16 protein-coding genes and 2 tRNA genes are annotated in these 16,974 nt (G+C 67.8%); 13 read left to right on the plus strand and 5 right to left on the minus strand.

Features of this window, described 5'->3' with window-relative positions; genetic code table 11:
- Positions 1-21 precede the first annotated feature (21 nt).
- Positions 22-1,314: a UDP-N-acetylglucosamine 1-carboxyvinyltransferase gene (gene murA, locus E6C72_RS00935; RefSeq protein WP_109444155.1), complete on the minus strand. Its 1,293-nt coding sequence runs from the start codon at positions 1,312-1,314 to the stop codon at positions 22-24.
- A gap of 52 nt (positions 1,315-1,366) precedes the next feature.
- Positions 1,367-1,921 (minus strand): dCTP deaminase, encoded by a 555-nt coding sequence (gene dcd, locus E6C72_RS00940; protein WP_014248468.1) that lies wholly within the window; start codon positions 1,919-1,921, stop codon positions 1,367-1,369.
- A 165-nt stretch (positions 1,922-2,086) separates the two neighbouring features.
- Between dcd and E6C72_RS00945 the strand changes: the two genes are divergently transcribed.
- On the plus strand, positions 2,087-2,527 hold the full coding sequence (locus E6C72_RS00945; protein ID WP_247876079.1) for a GNAT family N-acetyltransferase: 441 nt from the start codon (positions 2,087-2,089) through the stop codon (positions 2,525-2,527).
- A 33-nt stretch (positions 2,528-2,560) separates the two neighbouring features.
- Here E6C72_RS00945 and E6C72_RS31660 read toward each other — a convergent pair whose 3' ends face one another.
- Together E6C72_RS31660 and E6C72_RS00950 are read right to left on the minus strand one after the other, a co-directional pair.
- Positions 2,561-2,707, minus strand: coding sequence for a hypothetical protein (locus tag E6C72_RS31660; protein WP_169055112.1), 147 nt, complete (start codon positions 2,705-2,707; stop codon positions 2,561-2,563).
- A gap of 22 nt (positions 2,708-2,729) precedes the next feature.
- Positions 2,730-3,068 (minus strand): hypothetical protein, encoded by a 339-nt coding sequence (locus tag E6C72_RS00950; RefSeq protein ID WP_109444156.1) that lies wholly within the window; start codon positions 3,066-3,068, stop codon positions 2,730-2,732.
- Between the two features lie 167 nt (positions 3,069-3,235).
- Here E6C72_RS00950 and E6C72_RS00955 point away from each other — a divergent pair, with 167 nt between their 5' ends.
- From E6C72_RS00955 to E6C72_RS00965, 3 genes are read left to right on the plus strand one after another with little or no spacing between them, the layout of a single operon-like run.
- The gene (locus E6C72_RS00955; protein WP_109444157.1) at positions 3,236-4,219 is read left to right on the plus strand and encodes an SDR family NAD(P)-dependent oxidoreductase; all 984 of its coding nucleotides are present in this window, start codon (positions 3,236-3,238) and stop codon (positions 4,217-4,219) included.
- Positions 4,220-4,250: 31 nt separating this feature from the next.
- On the plus strand, positions 4,251-5,255 hold the full coding sequence (locus tag E6C72_RS00960; protein ID WP_109444158.1) for a glycosyltransferase family 4 protein: 1,005 nt from the start codon (positions 4,251-4,253) through the stop codon (positions 5,253-5,255).
- A gap of 5 nt (positions 5,256-5,260) precedes the next feature.
- Positions 5,261-6,100 (plus strand): glycosyltransferase family 2 protein, encoded by an 840-nt coding sequence (locus E6C72_RS00965; RefSeq protein ID WP_109444159.1) that lies wholly within the window; start codon positions 5,261-5,263, stop codon positions 6,098-6,100.
- On the opposite strand, the gene E6C72_RS00970 is transcribed toward E6C72_RS00965, so the two are convergent.
- A complete protein-coding gene (locus E6C72_RS00970; RefSeq protein ID WP_109444160.1) occupies positions 6,062-7,111 on the minus strand; it encodes a glycosyltransferase family 2 protein in 1,050 nt (349 codons plus the stop codon). The two genes, E6C72_RS00965 and E6C72_RS00970, sit on opposite strands and share 39 nt — an antisense overlap.
- 172 nt (positions 7,112-7,283) lie before the next feature.
- Here E6C72_RS00970 and E6C72_RS00975 point away from each other — a divergent pair, with 172 nt between their 5' ends.
- The 9 genes from E6C72_RS00975 (at position 7,284) to rpmG (ending at position 16,862) form a co-directional block, all read left to right on the plus strand.
- Complete coding sequence (locus E6C72_RS00975; RefSeq protein WP_109444161.1) at positions 7,284-8,228, plus strand: SDR family oxidoreductase; 945 nt, start codon at positions 7,284-7,286, stop codon at positions 8,226-8,228.
- A gap of 45 nt (positions 8,229-8,273) precedes the next feature.
- The gene (locus tag E6C72_RS00980) at positions 8,274-10,208 is read left to right on the plus strand and encodes a nucleoside-diphosphate sugar epimerase/dehydratase (protein ID WP_109444162.1); all 1,935 of its coding nucleotides are present in this window, start codon (positions 8,274-8,276) and stop codon (positions 10,206-10,208) included.
- 172 nt (positions 10,209-10,380) lie between these two features.
- Positions 10,381-10,455 (plus strand) — tRNA-Thr (locus E6C72_RS00985).
- 36 nt (positions 10,456-10,491) lie between these two features.
- Positions 10,492-10,566 (plus strand) — tRNA-Thr (locus E6C72_RS00990).
- A gap of 175 nt (positions 10,567-10,741) precedes the next feature.
- Positions 10,742-11,821, plus strand: a complete 1,080-nt coding sequence (gene aroC, locus E6C72_RS00995; RefSeq protein ID WP_109444163.1) for a chorismate synthase — start codon at positions 10,742-10,744, stop codon at positions 11,819-11,821.
- A gap of 7 nt (positions 11,822-11,828) precedes the next feature.
- Complete coding sequence (locus E6C72_RS01000) at positions 11,829-12,410, plus strand: hypothetical protein (protein WP_109444164.1); 582 nt, start codon at positions 11,829-11,831, stop codon at positions 12,408-12,410.
- A gap of 48 nt (positions 12,411-12,458) precedes the next feature.
- The gene (gene rnr / locus E6C72_RS01005; RefSeq protein ID WP_109444165.1) at positions 12,459-14,615 is read left to right on the plus strand and encodes a ribonuclease R; all 2,157 of its coding nucleotides are present in this window, start codon (positions 12,459-12,461) and stop codon (positions 14,613-14,615) included.
- 354 nt (positions 14,616-14,969) lie between these two features.
- Entirely contained in the window at positions 14,970-16,538 is a 1,569-nt protein-coding gene (locus tag E6C72_RS01010) for a S41 family peptidase (protein ID WP_247876080.1), read from the plus strand.
- Positions 16,539-16,694: 156 nt separating this feature from the next.
- Complete coding sequence (gene rpmG, locus E6C72_RS01015) at positions 16,695-16,862, plus strand: 50S ribosomal protein L33 (RefSeq protein ID WP_012974790.1); 168 nt, start codon at positions 16,695-16,697, stop codon at positions 16,860-16,862.
- Positions 16,863-16,974 lie beyond the last annotated feature (112 nt).

Raw genomic sequence — 16,974 nt, forward strand, 5'->3', positions numbered from 1 at the left:
GGGAGGGGCACCTCCCGCCGCTTACTCGTCGCCGCCGTGGATGCGTTCGATCTCCGCACCACAGGCCGCCAGCTTCTCCTCCACCCGCTCGTAGCCGCGGTCGAGGTGGTAGACGCGGTTGACCATCGTCTCCCCCTCCGCCGCCAAGCCGGCGAGCACCAGCGACACCGAGGCGCGCAGGTCCGTCGCCATCACGGGCGCGCCGGTCAGCCGCTCCACGCCCCGCACCAGGGCCGACGAGCCGTGGACCGTGATCCGCGCACCCATGCGGGTCAGCTCCGGCGCATGCATGAACCGGTTCTCGAAGATCGTTTCCGTGATCATCGCCGCGCCCTTCGCCGTGCACATCAGGGCCATCATCTGGGCCTGAAGGTCGGTGGGGAAGCCCGGGAACGGCTCGGTCATCACATCGACGCCGTGCAGTTCACCGTTCGCGCGCGACACGCGGATCCCGTTCTCGATCTCCTCGAAGGCGACGCCGGCCGGGGCCAGCGCCTTGACCGCCGCTTTGATCAGATCGAGACGGGTGTTCATGATGTCAAGACGGCCGCCGGTGATGGCCGCGGCCATCGCATAGGTGCCGGTCTCGATGCGGTCGGCCACCACCATGTGGCGGGCGGCATGCAGCCGGTCGACACCTTCGATCACCAGCCGGTCGCTGCCGATGCCGGTGATCTTCGCGCCCATCTTGACCAGGCATTCGGCGAGGTCGGTCACCTCCGGCTCGCGCGCGGCATTGACCAGGATGGTGGTGCCCTTGGCCAGCGTGGCGGCCATCAGCAGGTTCTCGGTGGCACCCACCGATACCTTGGGGAAGACGTATTCCGCACCGCGCAGGCCGCCGGCCGGAGCCTTGGCGACGATGTAGCCCGCCTCGATCCGGATGTCGGCGCCCATCGCCTCCAGACCCTTGATGTGCAGGTCGACCGGACGCGCGCCGATGGCGCAGCCGCCCGGCAGCGACACCTTCGCCTCGCCGCAGCGGGCCAGCAACGGCCCCAGCACCAGCACGCTGGCGCGCATCTTGCGCACCAGATCATAGGGGGCGGTGGTGTTGGTGATGTCGCGCGCGGTGAAGTCCACGGCGCGGCCGGCGCAGTCGCCGCCCGCTCCGGCCATGTGGATCGCCACGCCATGCTGCAACAGAAGATTGCAGAGCGTGTTGATGTCGGCCAGGATCGGCAGGTTGGTCAGCGTCAGCGTCTCATCGGTGAGCAGCGACGCCGTCATCAGCGGCAGGGCGGCGTTCTTGGCGCCACCAACGGTGATGGAGCCGTTCAGCGGGCGGCCGCCGCGGATGCGGATCTTGTCCATGGACCTGTTTCTTTCACGGATACGCTTGCGGAGCGTTCGGAGTTAGGAGTGCTCAGAGCCGGGGCAGCGTAACGCCCTTCTGGCCCATGTATTTGCCGGACTTGTCGGCGTAGGACACCTCGCACACGCTGTCGCCCTTCAGGAACAGGAACTGGCACAGCCCCTCGTTCGCATAGACCTTGGCGGGCAGCGGGGTGGTGTTGGAGATCTCCAGCGTGACGTGGCCTTCCCACTCCGGCTCCAGCGGGGTGACGTTCACGATCAGGCCGCAGCGGGCATAGGTGCTCTTGCCCAGGCAGATGACCAGGACATCGCGCGGGATGCGGAAATACTCCACCGTACGGGCCAGCGCGAAGCTGTTCGGCGGGATGATGCAGACGTCGGTCTTGCGGTCGACGAAGCTCGAATCGTCGAAGCGCTTCGGGTCGACGATGGCGTTGTCGACGTTGGTGAAGATCTTGAACTCGTCGGCGACCCGGGCGTCGTAGCCGTAGGACGACACGCCGTAGGAAATCACGCCTTCGCGCTTCTGGGTCTCGACGAAGGGCTCGATCATGCCCTTGGTCTCGGCCATCTCGCGGATCCAGCTGTCCGGCATGATGCCCATCGCGGGGGTACTCCTTGGCGTGTCGATTGAATGGAGGGGTCGTGAAGGCTGGTTTGTAGCCGAGCACGGGGCGAGGCTCAAGAAAAGCCGGGCCGCATGGCGCGCATGGACGGTTCTTTATCACGGCGCTGGTCTTCGCCGCCGCGCCGTCTAAGCTCGGCTCCCATGAACCAGATGATTCAGAGCTTCACCCTGTCCGTGACGGACACCCCCGCCCCGGCCGACCTCGCCGGAGTCTTCGACGGCCTGCGCGCCTACAACGAGGCCTCGCTCGGCCGTGCCTATGACCGTCGCGACCTCGTGGTGGTCGCCCGCGACGCGGACGGCACGCTGAAGGGCGGACTGGTCGGCTACACCAACTGGGAATGGCTGTATGTCGACCTGCTGTGGGTCGACAACACCACCCGTGGCAGCGGCCTCGGCGGCCGGTTGATGGCCGCGGCGGAGGCGGAGGCGAAGACGCGCGGCTGCCGCTGGTCGCGGCTCTACACCTACGACTTCCAGGCGCCGGGTTTCTACCCGAAGCAGGGCTATCAGGTGTGGGCGGAGATGGAAGGCTATCCGCCGGGGCACAAGCAGATTTGGTTCAGGAAGGATCTGGCCTGACCGGGAGCGCCCTCTCCCGGGTCGGGAGAGGGACTATTCCCCACGCAGCCGGGCCTGTTCCTTGCGCTTGCGCAAATTCTCGCGCAGGCGGGCGGCAAGGCGCTCGTCGCGGTCTTTCGCCGCCGGCTTCGGCTTCACCGGTGCCGGCGGCGTGTTCATCGTGTTGGCGGTGTCGTCCATCGGCGCGGCTCCGCCCCGGACCTCAGTGATCGGAGTGATGGAGGATCTGGTCGCGCAGGCCGGTGTCGTACTCGACGCCGGTGGCGGTCAGGATCGCGGCGCCGGGGGTGCGCTTCACGATGCCCTTGCGCTCCAGGATTGTCCAGACCGCGTCGTTCTGCAGACCGGTGGCATCCTTGGCGGCGACCACGGCATGGCCGAGGTGGAAGTGGTTGCCGTGGGCGTGCGGCAGCGAGGTGATCTGGAAACCACCCCCCTCGCCTTCGGCCGGCGTGTTCTCCAGCCGGGCGATTTCCTGCAGCAGGGTCAGGGTGCGCAGCTGAAGCGGGTTCAGGTTCAGCGGATTCTTCTTCGGGGGCATCGATGGTCCCATCGGTCCTGATGTGTCGCGGTCGCGCAGTAGACCGGCAGGGCGGAGCGGCTGTCAAGCATGCGAACCGGTCACAGGACCCGCGTGGATGGAGGCTGGCGCGCCAACCGCCACTGGGGCATAAGACCGGCGGACCATCGTCATAAGGGTGTCGGACCATGACCATCCTCGTAACCGGGGCCGCCGGCTTCATCGGATCGCATGTCGCGGCGGCGCTGCTGGACCGCGGGGAGAACGTCCTCGGCATCGACAACCTGAACGACTATTACGCGGTGGCGCTGAAGGAGGCGCGGCTGGCCCGGCTCACCGGCCGGTCCGGCTTCCGCTTCATCAAGGCCGACATCTCCGACCGCGCGATGGTGGAGGGATTGTGGCCGCAGCTCAACGATGTGACGGGCGTGGTCCATCTGGCGGCACAGCCGGGCGTGCGCTATTCCATTGAGAACCCCTATGCCTATGTCGATGCCAACGTCACCGGTCAGGTGACCCTGCTGGAGGCGGCTCGGCGCATGCCGGGCTTGCGGCATTTCGTCTATGCCTCGACCTCGTCGGTCTATGGCGCCAACCGCAAGATGCCCTTCTCGGTGGCGGACCGCGTCGACAGCCCGGTGTCGGTCTATGCCGCCACCAAAAAGGCGGCGGAGATGCTGGCCTTCACCTACAGCCACCTTTACCAGATGCCGATGACCGGCCTGCGCTTCTTCACCGTCTACGGTCCGTGGAGCCGCCCGGACATGGCGACCTGGCTGTTCGCCGACGCCATCACCGCCGGCCGGCCGATCCGCGTCTTCAACGGCGGCCTGATGAAGCGCGACTTTACCTATATCGATGACATCGTCGCCGGCGTGCTGGCCGCCCTCGACCGCCCCGCCCCGGTCGATGCGGAGACCGGCGCTCCGCACCGTGTCTTCAACCTGGGCAACAACCGCTGCGAGGAGCTGATGCGCTTCATCGGCGTGCTGGAACAGGCCCTGGGCCGCGAAGCGGTGAAGGTGATGGAGCCAATGCAGGCCGGCGACGTACCGGAAACCGCCGCCGACATCGAACTGAGCCGTCAGGTGCTGGGCTTCGAACCGAAGACCCCGATCGAGATCGGCCTGCCCCGCTTCGTGGAGTGGTACAAGGGCTATCACAAGCTCTGACCCTCCCCTTCCCTCCACCACCCGAGTCCCCATGACCGTCACCGCCTATTCGTCCGCGCTGATCGCCGTCTTCCTGCTGTGTCTGGCCGTCGGCTGGTATCTGTCGACACGGGTGCTGCGATACCTGCTCGCCAGCAGCATCATGGACATCCCGAACGAGCGGTCGAGCCATCAGGCACCCACCCCGCGCGGCGGCGGCTGGGCGGTGATGCTGACGGTGGTGCCGGTCTTCGCCATCGCCGGGATCGCCTTCGGCCGGCCGCTGGAAACCGGAGCGGTCCTGCTCGGCACGGCGGCGCTGATGGGGGTGTCGTGGATGGACGACCGCCGCACGCTGTCGCCGCTGCTGCGGCTGGCGGTGCAGATGCTGGCTGTGGCGTTCGGGCTGCTGGCGCTGCCGTCCGACCAGCTGGTCTGGCAGGGCTGGCTGCCCTGGGGGCTCGACCGGGCGGCGACCGCCTTCCTGTGGCTGTGGTTCGTCAATCTCTACAATTTCATGGACGGCATCGACGGGCTGGCCGGCAGCGAGACCATCCTGATCGGCGGCGGCGTCGCGTTGGTCTCGCTGGTCATGGGCGATTTCGGGTTGACCGGAGTCGCCGGGGCGGCGCTGGCCGGGGCGGCGGCCGGGTTCTTGACCCATAACTGGCGGCCGGCCCGCATGTTCATGGGCGACGTCGGCAGCATCCCGCTCGGCCATATCCTGGCCTTCCTGCTGGCCTCGCTGGCGGCGCGCGGTGATTGGGCGGCGGCGCTGATCCTGCCCGCCTATTACCTGACCGATGCCACCATCACTCTGCTGCGCCGCCTGCTGCGCGGCGAGAAGATCTGGCAGGCCCACCGCGAGCATTTCTACCAGAAGGCCGCCAAGGGCGTCGGCCGGCACGACCGCGTGGTGCTGACCATCATCGCCTACAGCCTCGTCCTCGTCGCAGCGGCCCTGGCCGCCGGCAGTTTGGGGGCCTGGACGCTGGCGCCCGGCGCCGTCACCGTGGGCTTGCTGCTGGCGACGCTGACGCGCATGTCGAAGGCCTGATCCCCATGACCACCGCGCTCCTAGACCTGTCCGTCGTCCTCTATCACCCCGATCCGGAGCTGCTGGCCCGCTCGCTCGACACCATTGCCGCCGCCACCGGCCGGCTGGCGGAGAGTGCCGGCGTGCAAACCAGGCTGTGGATCATCGACAATGGCGCGCCGGAAGGCAGCGACGCCGGCTCCAACCCGTTCCGGGTGCTGCTGGACCGCTACGCGGCGCCCGGCCGGCCGCCGGCGATGCTGATCGCCGGACACGGCAATGTCGGCTATGGCGCCGGGCACAATCTGGCGATCCGGCAGGGCGACGCGCCCTATCACCTGATCCTGAACTACGACATCCTGCTGGAAGCGGACGCGCTGCTGGCCGGCTGGCGCTATATGGAGGCCCACCCGCGCACCGTGCTGCTGACCCCCAAGGTGTTCAGCCCATCGGGGGAGCAGGAGTTCCTGTGCAAGCGGCGGCCGACCGTGCTCGATCTGGGCCTGCGCGCCTTCGCTCCGACCGCGGTCAAGCGGCTTTTCGCCAAGCGGCTCGACCGCTACGAGATGCGCGACGTCACCCGCGATGCCATCGTCACCGGGCTGGAGCAGGTCAGCGGCGCCTTCATGCTGTTCCGGCGCGAGGCGCTGGCACGGCTGGGCGGCTTCGACGACGGCTATTTCCTGTATTTCGAGGATTTCGACCTGTCGCGCCGGGCTATGGCGCTGGGCGAGATCGCCTATGTCCCGGATGTCCGCATGGTGCATTTCGGCGGCAAGGCGGCGCGTAAGGGCGGCGCGCACATCCGGATGTTCGCCCGCTCCGCCCTACGCTTTTTCAACACCCACGGATGGCGGCTGGTCTGAGCGACGCGACAGCGGGCAGCCCGGCCGCCCGCGCGTCTTCAGCAGCAGCGGATTCCAGGCGATCATGCCGGCAACCTCCCCCAGCGTCGCCTTGCGCTGGCGTTGGATCGACCGGCGTTTGGCGATCATGCGCGGCAGTCCGCAAAGCGCGTCGCGGATGCCGCGGCCGATGGCGCCGGTGCGCCCGCTGCCCAGGCTGCGGAACACCAGATAGACCACCAGCAGCGAATGGCCGGCGAAGGCCAGCGGCAGCAGAGGCAGCGGCATGTTCTTCACCATCGTCCACACCAGATTGCGGACTCCGTGATACTGGGCGAAGGTGCCGTACTGCTTGGAAACGCCGCTGCTGACATGCTCCACCACCGCGTCGCCGACCTGCACCGCAGGCCCGCCGGCGAGCCGGATGCGGAAGCCGAGGTCGACATCCTCGCAATAGCAGAAGTAATCCTCGTCGAAACCACCGACCGCCTCGAAAAAGTCGCGCCGGTACATGGCGGCGGCGGCACAGGGCGAGAAGACCGCGCCGCTGTAATAAGGCGGCTTCAGCATGCGACGGTAATTGACCCGCCAGGCGAAGCCGAAGATGGAATACTGGTCGCCCTCGCCGTCGATCATGCGGGGGTCGTGCGAGAAGAGCTGGGTCGATCCGAACATCGCCACGTCGGGCTGCGCCTGGGCGGCGGCATGCAGCCGCTCCATCCAGTCGCGGCGCGGAAAGGCGTCCGGGTTCAGCGTGACGATCCAGGGGACGGTGGCGCCGGCGGCGCCGATGTTGTTGGCCTTGGCGAATCCGACATTGCTGTCCATCCGGACCATGCGGAAGCGCGGATCAGCCGGCAAGGCGATACCGTCAACGTCTTTTGAGGCATTGTCGACGATCACCACCTCGAAGGCAGGATCGGTCTGATCGAGCAGACAGCCAATGACGCGATTGACGAAGTCGGCGCAATTAAAGCTGACGATGATGATCCGGCTGTGCCGATCATTTGCACCGTCGACGATGTGTGACATGTCTTGGTAGCGTCCTTATTCACGCGTCCCTTTCCAGCTTATAGCCATTCCTACACCCGACCGAAAGCTGGAAAAGGGTCTTGGGGCTTTGCGCCATGGCGCCACCCGGCCAAACCGGAAACTAAGGCATGCTGTTCTCCCTCATACGAAATCAACCCGGACCATCCTGCACATGCGCGTTCTCCTGACCGGCGCCACCGGCTTCGTCGGTCGCCACACCGCCCCGCTGCTGGCCGCCCGCGGACATGCGGTGCGCGCAGCCCTGCGCAGCCGCAAGGATGGCCCGTGGGAGCCGGCAATGGTCGGCGACATCGGTCCCGACACCGACTGGACAGCTGCGCTGGCCGGCGTTGACGCGGTCGTCCATATGGCGGCCCGCGTCCATGTCATGCGCGACAACGCCGCCGACCCGCTGGCGGAGTTCCGCCGCGTCAACACCGCCGGAACCGTCCAACTGGCGGAGCAGGCGGCAGCGGCCGGTGTAAAGCGCTTCGTCTATCTCAGCAGCATAAAGGCGATGGTGGATGAAAGCCGGCCCACGCCGCTGGACGAGAAGACGACGCCGGCCCCGACCAGCCCCTATGGCATCTCGAAGCTGGAGGCTGAACGGGCACTGGCGGCGATCTCCGCCCGCACCGGCATGGAGGTGGTTGTGATCCGCCCGCCGCTGGTCTATGGCCCCGGTGCCGCCGGCAACATGCGGGCATTGGTGAAGCTGGTGGCAACCGGTCTGCCGCTGCCGCTGGGCGGCATCCACAACCGGCGCAGCCTGATCTATGTCGGCAACCTCGCAGACGCGGTGGTGACGGTTCTGGAGCATCCGGACGCCGCCGGCCAAACCTTCCTGGTTCAGGATGGCGAGCCGGTGTCGACCGCCGATCTGGTGCGGGCCATCGCCGTGGCGCTGGCCCGGCCGGCGCGGCTGATCCCGGTGCCGCGCGGCCTGATGGCGCTCGGCGCGGCGCTGACCGGCACGCGCGCGGTGTTCGACCGGCTGGCCGGCACGCTGACGGTGAACGACGGACCCATCCGCAAAAAGCTCGGCTGGCGCCCGCCGCATGACCTTGCGTCCGGGTTGCGCGCCACCGCGGAATGGTTCAAAGCTTCCCGCGGCTGATCGCGACGGCGAAACAAGCCGGACGAATGAACAAGGTTTAGCGGCATGCGTATCCCGTCCGCACGGGCATTCCTGGTGTTCCTGCACGATCTGGTGATGACCGGGGTCGCCCTGGCCGTCGCCCTGTACCTGCGGGTGGGTGGGTCCGCCTTCGGTCTGTATTTCGACGCGCTGACCATCGCGCTGCCGGTGCTGGTCGGGGTTTCGGCGGCGGTCTTCCTGCTGTTCGGACTGTACCGCGGCATCTGGCGCTATGCCTCCATCCCCGACCTGATGCAGGTGGTGCGCGCCGTCACCGTCGCGGTCCTGTGCTTCGTCCTGGCGATGTTCCTGCTGACGCGCGCGGAGCTTCTGCCGCGATCGCTGCCGCCGATCCTGTGGCTGGTGCAGATGCTTCTGCTCGGCGGGCCGCGTTTCGCCTACCGCTTCATGAAGGACCGCCGCTTCAGCTGGGCCGAGGCGGTGGAAGGCGTGCCGCGCATCCCCGTGCTGCTGCTGGGCGTCGGCGATGCGGCGGAGCTGTTCATCCGCTCGCTCGACCAGCCGGGCCAGTCAGCCTATCGCGTCGTCGGCATCCTGGACGACAAGGGCCGGCGGGTCGGCCATGCCGTGCGGGGCGTCCCGGTTCTGGGCGGCCCGGATGATCTGGAACAGGTGGTCCAGGCGCTGGACCGCAAGCATGAGCGGCCGCAGCGGCTGATCGTCACCAAGGGCGATGCCGAACTCAAGGGATCGACCCTGCGCAGCCTGCTTGACCGGGCGGAGGCGCTTGGTCTGGTCCTGTCGCGCCTGCCCAGCCTGACCGAGTTCAAATCGGCGCTCGGCGAAGGCAAGGGTGTCGAGGTGCGGCCGATCGCGCTTGAGGATCTGCTGGGCCGGCCGCAGGCCGTTCTCGACCGCGGCGCCATTTCCGGGCTGGTCGGCGGCCGGCGGGTGATCGTCACCGGCGCCGGCGGCACCATCGGCAGCGAGCTGGTCCGCCAGATCGCGGCGCTGGGACCGGAACGGCTGATCCTGCTCGATGCCGGGGAGTTCAACCTCTACAGCATCGAGATGGAGGTGCGGGAGAGGTTCCCCGGCCTCGACCCACGCCCGGTGATCGCCGACGTGCGCGACCGCGACCGCATCATGCGCCTGTTCCAGGAGGAGCGCCCTGCCCTGGTCTTCCACGCCGCGGCACTGAAGCATGTGCCGCTGGTGGAGGCCAACCCGTGCGAAGGCGTGCTGACCAACGTCATCGGCACCCGCAACGTGGCGGACGCGGCGCGTGCCGCCGGCTGCCTCGCCATGGTGCTGATCTCCACCGACAAGGCGATCCGCCCGACCAGCGTGATGGGTGCCGCCAAGCGCTTCGCCGAGACCTATTGCCAAGCCTTGGACGTCCTGCCGCCGCGCGACGGGACGGAGCATGCCACCCGCTACATGACCGTGCGCTTCGGCAATGTGCTGGGCTCGTCGGGCTCGGTCGTGCCGCTGTTCACCCGGCAGCTGGCGAAGGGCGGTCCGCTGACCGTCACCCACCCCGACATGCGCCGTTACTTCATGACCGTGCGCGAAGCGGTGGAACTGGTGCTACAGGCCTCCGCCCACGGCGCCACCCGGGCTGAGGACCGCGGCAAGATCCTGGTGCTGGACATGGGCGAGCCGGTGAAGATTGCCGACCTTGCCCGCCAGATGATCCGGCTGGCCGGCTACCGGCCGGGCGTCGACATCGAGATCGCCTACACCGGCCTGCGCCCGGGCGAGAAGCTGTTCGAGGAAATCCTGACAGCGGCGGAGGCGCCGAGCCGCACCGAGGCCGACGGCGTCTTCCTCGCCTCCCCCCGGCTGATCGACTATGCGCTGATCAACCGCGCAGTGGGCGAACTGGAGGCCGCGGCACGGGCGGGTGACGGCGAGCGGGTCCTGTCGATCCTCGGCACCGTGGTGCCCGATTTCCGCGCCGAAGCGGTGCTGCCGCCGGCCGCGACGCAGGCGTGATCGGTACCGGATCGGGAAGCTCGTTCCGGGCACGAAAAAAAGTGAGTGACGAGGTGATTTTAAGCGCTTGCATCCCCAAAAGGCCTGTGGCATAACCCGCGCCACTTCGGGGGGCGGTCAAGCCTGAACGCCTCACCCGGACGCGTCGCCCCGGCGATGGTCGGTTATCGGGGCTGCCGTAGCTCAGTGGTAGAGCACTCCCTTGGTAAGGGAGAGGTCGAGAGTTCAATCCTCTCTGGCAGCACCATTCTTCCGATCTTGTCATCAGGCGCCTGCATCTGGCGCTGCCGTAGCTCAGTGGTAGAGCACTCCCTTGGTAAGGGAGAGGTCGAGAGTTCAATCCTCTCTGGCAGCACCATTTCCCTCATTCACTCCCCCTTTAAAATCCCCTCAAAAATCAGCGCATCGCTTCCTTGACCTTGCCGCCGAAAGGCCGCAAGAAACCCGCGCATTTTCACAGCCGGTGAAAACTCGGTACACTGCTTCTCAGCTGTGAATTTTCGGGTGCGGGTTCGTTTCGGGAGGATGTCACCATGGCCGGCAACAGCTTCGGCACGCTTTTCCGCTTCACCACCTGGGGCGAGAGCCACGGTCCGGCCATCGGCGTCGTCGTCGACGGTTGCCCGTCGCTGATCGACCTCGTTGCGGAAACCGACATCCAGCCCTGGATGGACAAGCGCCGCCCCGGCCAGTCACGCTACACCACCCAGCGCCAGGAATCCGATCAGGTGAAGATCCTGTCCGGCGTGTTCGAGGGCAAGACGACCGGCACCCCGATCTCGCTGCTGATCGAGAACACCGACCAGCGCTCCAAGGATTACAGCGACATCGCCGGCAAATTCCGCCCCGGCCATGCCGACTACACCTACTGGCAGAAATACGGCATCCGCGATTACCGCGGCGGCGGCCGCTCCTCGGCGCGGGAAACCGCCTGCCGGGTCGCCGCCGGTGCTGTGGCGCGCAAAGTGCTGGGTTCCGCCATCCAGGTGCGCGGCGCCCTGGTGCAGATCGGTCCGCACCGGATCGACCGCAGCCGCTGGGACTGGGCGGAGATCGACAACAACCCCTTCTTCTGCCCCGACCCGGTCGCCGCCACCCAGTGGGCCGAGTATCTCGACGGCATCCGCAAGAGCGGCTCGTCGGCCGGCGCGGTGGTGGAACTGGTGGCGTCCGGCGTGCCGGTCGGGCTGGGCGACCCGCTCTATGACAAGCTCGACAGCGACCTCGCCTGCGCGATGATGACGATCAACGCGGTCAAGGGTGTCGAGATCGGCAACGGCTTCGCCGCGGCCGAACTGACCGGCGAGGAGAACGCCGACCAGATGCGCATGGGCGCCGACGGCCAGCCGCAGTTCCTGTCCAACCACGCCGGCGGCATCCTGGGCGGCATCTCCACCGGGCAGGACATCGTCGTCCGCTTCGCGGTGAAGCCGACCAGCTCGATCCTGACGCCGCGCCGGACGGTGGACACCGCCGGCAACGACACCGACATCCTGACCAAGGGGCGCCACGATCCCTGCGTCGGCATCCGCGCCGTGCCGGTGGGCGAAGCGATGATGGCCTGCGTGCTGGCCGACCACCTGCTGCGCCGGCGGGCCGAGCGGCGGGAGTGACCGGCCCATGCCCGCCCGCCGCAGACAGCGCCTGATCCTTGCCCTGGTGGCCCTGCTGGTCTCCATTCCCGGCGCTGTTCCGGCGGCCGTGGCGGACGACAGGCCTTTCCGGGAATTCGACGAGAGCTTCAAAAACTGGAAGCTCTACTGCCAGCTCTGGACAGGCACCCGGCAGGTGGAGTGCGAACTGTCCACCCGCGGCATCAATGACCGTACCGCCCGGTTGGTCTGGCTGCGCTCGACCGATCGCTGGCGCGAGGGGCTGCGCTTCCGCGTTTCCGCCGACTCGCTGGACTTGGACAGGCTGGTGCGGGTCTGGGCCGACCGGGCAGTGTTCAAACCCGATTCCCCCTGCAAGGCCTTCCGGTTCGAGACCAACACCTGCGCGGTGAGCGATCCCGACATCAACCGACGTATGGTGGAGAAGATCGCTCCGGCGCCGGAGGTCTCGATCGTAGGCCAGTCGCCGGCCGGCGAGAAGACGGAGGTCAGATTCCCGCTTTCCGGCTTCCGCGAGGCGGTGGAGCGCAGCGAGGCCATTCGGGCGCTAGCGGGCAGACCGTGGGCGACGAGCGCCGGCGGCAACTGATCCCTATATAGCGACCCGCGAGACAAGAACCGACGGACCTCCCATCCAGTGACCGACAGCCATTTCCCCGGCAAGGACGCCATCCTCGCCTTCATCCGGTCCAGCACCACCCCCGTCGGCAAGCGCGAGATCGCCCGCGCCTTCAAGCTGTCCGGATCGGCCGACCGCGAGATGCTGAAGGATTTGCTGCGCGAGCTGGAGGCCGATGGCGCCGTGGAGCGCGGGCGCAACAAGCGCATGGCCCCGCCACAGTCGCTGCCCGCGGTCGCGGTTCTGCTGGTCACCGGCGTCGATGCGGACGGCGAATTGGCGGCCCGGCCGCTGACCTGGACCGGCGAAGGGACTCCGCCACGCATCTTCCTGCTGCCGGAAAAGAAGTCGCGCGGCGAGGACAAGCCGCTGGCGGTCGGCGACACGCTGCTGGCGAAGCTCGCCCGCATCAACGACCGGCTCTATGAGGCGCGTGTCATCCGCCGGATAGACGGGGAGCGCGAGGGCCGCATCCTCGGCGTCTACCGGCCAGCCGCCGACGGCGGGCGCATCCACCCGACCGACCGCCGCCACAAGACCGAATTCCTGGTGCTGCCGCCCAACCGCGGCGACGCCGAACCCGGCGATCTCGTCTTCGCCGACATCCTGCCGGCCGGGCGCGCCGGCCAGCCGCAGGCCCGCGTGGTGGAGCGGCTGGGCTCCACCGACGAGCCGCGCGCCTTCAGCCTGATCGCCATCCATGCCCATGGCATCCCCACGGTCTTCCCGCATGCCGCCCTGCGCGAGGCGGAACTGGCGGCGGTGCCGGCGCTGATGCAGCGGGAGGATCTGCGCGACATTCCGCTGGTGACCATCGACGGCGCCGACGCCCGCGACTTCGACGATGCCGTGTGGGCGGAGCCGGACGGCGATCCGGAGAATCCGGAGGGCTGGCACCTGATCGTCGCCATCGCCGACGTGTCCTATTATGTGCGCCCTGGATCGGCGCTGGACCGGACGGCCTACGAGCGCGGGAATTCGGTGTATTTCCCCGACCGCGTCGTGCCGATGCTGCCGGAGGCGCTGTCCAACGGGCTTTGCTCGCTGCGGCCGGGGGAGGACCGCGCCTGTCTGGCCTTCCACCTGTGGATCGACCGCAACGGTGTGCTGATCCGGCATCGCCTGGTCCGCGGCCTGATGCGGTCGGCGGCGCGGCTGACCTATGAACAGGTACAGGATTGCCACGAGGGCCGGCTCGACGAGGTGACGGCGCCGCTGGCCGACAGCGTCATCGCCCCGCTGTTCGGCGCGTACGCCCGCCTCGCCGCCGCCCGTGCGAAGCGCGGCACACTGGAACTCGACCTGCCCGAACGGCGCGTGCACATCGACCAGCGCGGCCGGGTCGCCGAGATCGCCCGGCGGGAGCGGCACGACAGCCACCGGCTGATCGAGGAGTTCATGATCGCCGCCAACGTCGCGGCGGCGGAGGTGCTGGAACGGCGGACCATGCCCGGCCTCTACCGCATCCACGACCGTCCCTCGATGGAGAAGATGGAGGCGCTGCGCGGCTTCCTTGCCGAAATCGGCCACCCGCTGGCCAAGAGCGCCGACCTGACGCCGGACCACTTCACCCGCATCCTGCGCAAGGTCGAGGGCACGTCTCACGCGCCGCTGGTCAGCGAGGTGATCCTGCGTGCCCAGGCACAGGCCGCCTATAGCCCGGACAACATCGGCCATTTCGGGCTGGCTCTGCACCGCTATGCCCATTTCACCTCACCGATCCGCCGCTATGCCGACCTGATCGTCCACCGCGCCCTGATCCGCACGCTGGGGCTCGGCGTCGGCGGGCTGGATGACGAGACGCTTGGGCGGCTGGCGGAGATCGGCGAGCATCTGTCCGGCACCGAACGTCGTGCCGCCACCGCGGAACGCGATGCGGTCGATCGCTACACCGCCGCCTTCCTGGCCGACCGGCTGGGGGAACGCTTCAGCGGCCGCATCTCCGGGGTCAGCCGCTTCGGGCTGTTCGTGCGGCTGGACGAGAGCGGTGCCGACGGGCTGGTCCCCGCCAGCAGCCTGCCCGACGACAGGTACGAGCACGACGAGGCCGCACACGCTCTGGTCGGGCAACGTACGGGCCGCACATACGGGCTCAGCAGCCCGGTCAAAGTGGTGCTGGTGGAGGCTGATCCGATCGGCGGCAGCACGCTATTCCGATTGGCCGACTCGATGTGAGAAGCGGGTCGCCGCCACACCGTTGCATAATGGCAACGCCCGAGCTCGGGGGCTGATATATGATCGACTCGCGGCCAAGCCATGGTTTGCCCGCACCTCCGCCATACCAGCGTGACCTTGGCGACACAGGTCGGGACAATCCGCAACATTGTGGTGAGGCCCGCAATTTTGTCCCGCCCGCCCTCCTGAACGAAGGTGTATCTATCACCCATCCGGGATCGGGAACATCCTCGTCCGGTCCGGCTGCAGGAAAGGGAGGCCGCGGTTAGCCCCATGGCCCAGTTCGATCACAGCGTGTGCGATCAGGATGCACAATCCCACGTGCCGTCTTTTCCGATCCCCCTGATGTCGGGCATGGCGGGTCTTTTCCGCCGTTCTTTCCGCCATCTGGCCTTCCAGTTCTCCGCCGCAGCACTTCTCGCCACCACCGCTCTCGCCGGGACGCCGCAGGCCGCGACCAACGCGCCGCTGCCGGTGATCGAACAGGTCTTCTCCGTCGGTTTCGCCAAGATCGCCGAAGTCTATCTGGAACCGGTGTCCTTCAACCGACTTGGCATGGATGGGCTGAAGGGTCTGACCGCACTTGACCCGTCGGTGACGGTGGAGCGTGCCGGCAGTGCCGTACGCCTGTACGTCTCGGGCGCCCTGGCGGCGGAGTACGGTGCGGCTGCCGACGGCGATGCCGGCGGCTGGGCGGTTCTGACCACCCGAATCATTGACCGCGCCCGCAGCTATTCCCCAATTCTGGCGAAAGCGACGCCGGAACGGCTGTACCAAGTGGTGTTCGACGGCGTCACCGCCGATCTCGACGGCTATTCCCGCTACACCGGCGTCCAGCGCGCCAGCAACGAACGCGCCCAGCGCGAGGGCTATGGCGGCGTCGGCCTGTCGCTGGACACCACGTCCAATGGTCGCGTCATCGTGCATGACGTCATGCCGCACAGCCCGGCCGAGCGCGTCGGCATCGTCGACGGCGACCAGCTTCTGGCGATCGACGGCGACATGACCACGCGGATGACGGCGGCGGACATGCGGGAGCGGCTGCGCGGCCCCACCGGCACGCTGGTCACGCTGACCGTCGCCCGCGACAATGGGCCGCCCCGCCGCCTGCCGTTGCGTCGCGAGCGGGTGGTGCCGAACACCGTGACCTATTCGATGTCCGGCGACGTCGGCATCGTCAAGCTCGACCGCTTCAACGCCACCACCGCCTCCAGCCTGCGCTCGGCAGTGACCTCGATCCGGCAGGCGGCAGGCCCGACCTTGCAGGGGATGGTTCTCGACCTGCGCGGCAATCCGGGCGGGCTGCTGGACCAGGCCGTCGCGGTCGCCGACCTGTTCATCCGCCGCGGCCGGATCATCTCCACCGAAGGGCGCAACCCGGAAAGCCGCCAGCGCTTCGACGCCAATCCCGACGACCTGCTGGACGGGCTGCCGCTGGTGGTGCTGGTCGACGGCCGTTCCGCCTCGTCGGCGGAGGTGGTGGCGGCGGCGTTGCAGGACTCGGGCCGTGCGGTGGTGGTGGGGGCGTCCAGCTACGGCAAGGGCAGTGTCCAGACGGTCAACCGCCTGCCCAACGACGGCGAGCTGTTTCTGACCTGGAGCCGCATCTACACCCCGGCCGGCTATACCCTGCACCGCCAGGGCGTCCAGCCAACCGTCTGCACCAGCCGGGCCGGCCAGACCGATCCTGAGGCGCTGCTGTCCGACCTGCGCGAGGGCCGCCTGCGCCCGGCGCAGGTGGCGAGCTGGCGGTCCAAGGCGGCCGACGACGAGCATGCGCTGAACGCCTTGCGCGAGGCCTGCCCCTGGAAGGAGCATGAGCCGGAACTGGACCTGAAGGTCGCCATGCGCCTGCTGGCGGAGCCGGGGCTCTACCAGCGCGCCGTGGCCACCGCCGTGGTCAACACCGTGGCGGAGCGCTGACCACCGTTTCGGGCGGCGTCCTTGTGGCAATCGCCGGCGGACGCTGATTTCACCGCCCATAGGGCTTGACATTGCGGCGTCAGACGGTATTTTCCGCCGCTACGACGCCGCCCCGCCGGGCCGGCGGGGCACGGATTTTTTGTCGGGATCGAGATCATGGCCAAGCAGAACACCGTCCTCATCAAGCTGGTGAGCACGGCAGACACCGGTTTCTTCTACGTCAAGAAGAAGAACCCGAAGAAGACCACCGAGAAGCTGTCGTTCCGCAAGTACGACCCGGTGGCGCGCAAGCACGTCGAGTTCAAGGAAGCCAAGATCAAGTAAGTCTTGTCCGACACTGAGCTGTGCTTCGAATGAACAAGGCCGCCTTTCTGGCGGCCTTTTCGTTTTTTGGGCTTATGCACGGGCAATGCCTTTGCAGATGCGGCGTCCGGTC

This window comes from Azospirillum sp. TSH100 (genome assembly GCF_004923295.1).
Taxonomy (GTDB): Bacteria; Pseudomonadota; Alphaproteobacteria; order Azospirillales; family Azospirillaceae; genus Azospirillum.

Excerpts from the sequence above, each read along its gene's own strand:
- E6C72_RS00975 (WP_109444161.1), top strand. The coding sequence starts at position 7,284 with ATGCGCGTTCTCCTGACCGGCGCCACCGGCTTCGTCGGTCGCCACACC.
- E6C72_RS01000 (WP_109444164.1), top strand. The coding sequence starts at position 11,829 with ATGCCCGCCCGCCGCAGACAGCGCCTGATCCTTGCCCTGGTGGCCCTG.
- E6C72_RS00970 (WP_109444160.1), bottom strand. The coding sequence starts at position 7,111 with ATGTCACACATCGTCGACGGTGCAAATGATCGGCACAGCCGGATCATC.
- E6C72_RS00945 (WP_247876079.1), top strand. The coding sequence starts at position 2,087 with ATGAACCAGATGATTCAGAGCTTCACCCTGTCCGTGACGGACACCCCC.
- E6C72_RS00955 (WP_109444157.1), top strand. The coding sequence starts at position 3,236 with ATGACCATCCTCGTAACCGGGGCCGCCGGCTTCATCGGATCGCATGTC.
- rpmG (WP_012974790.1), top strand. The coding sequence starts at position 16,695 with ATGGCCAAGCAGAACACCGTCCTCATCAAGCTGGTGAGCACGGCAGAC.
- murA (WP_109444155.1), bottom strand. The coding sequence starts at position 1,314 with ATGGACAAGATCCGCATCCGCGGCGGCCGCCCGCTGAACGGCTCCATC.
- E6C72_RS00960 (WP_109444158.1), top strand. The coding sequence starts at position 4,251 with ATGACCGTCACCGCCTATTCGTCCGCGCTGATCGCCGTCTTCCTGCTG.
- E6C72_RS31660 (WP_169055112.1), bottom strand. The coding sequence starts at position 2,707 with ATGGACGACACCGCCAACACGATGAACACGCCGCCGGCACCGGTGAAG.
- E6C72_RS00950 (WP_109444156.1), bottom strand. The coding sequence starts at position 3,068 with ATGCCCCCGAAGAAGAATCCGCTGAACCTGAACCCGCTTCAGCTGCGC.
- aroC (WP_109444163.1), top strand. The coding sequence starts at position 10,742 with ATGGCCGGCAACAGCTTCGGCACGCTTTTCCGCTTCACCACCTGGGGC.
- dcd (WP_014248468.1), bottom strand. The coding sequence starts at position 1,921 with ATGGGCATCATGCCGGACAGCTGGATCCGCGAGATGGCCGAGACCAAG.
- E6C72_RS00965 (WP_109444159.1), top strand. The coding sequence starts at position 5,261 with ATGACCACCGCGCTCCTAGACCTGTCCGTCGTCCTCTATCACCCCGAT.
- E6C72_RS00980 (WP_109444162.1), top strand. The coding sequence starts at position 8,274 with ATGCGTATCCCGTCCGCACGGGCATTCCTGGTGTTCCTGCACGATCTG.
- E6C72_RS01010 (WP_247876080.1), top strand. The coding sequence starts at position 14,970 with ATGGCGGGTCTTTTCCGCCGTTCTTTCCGCCATCTGGCCTTCCAGTTC.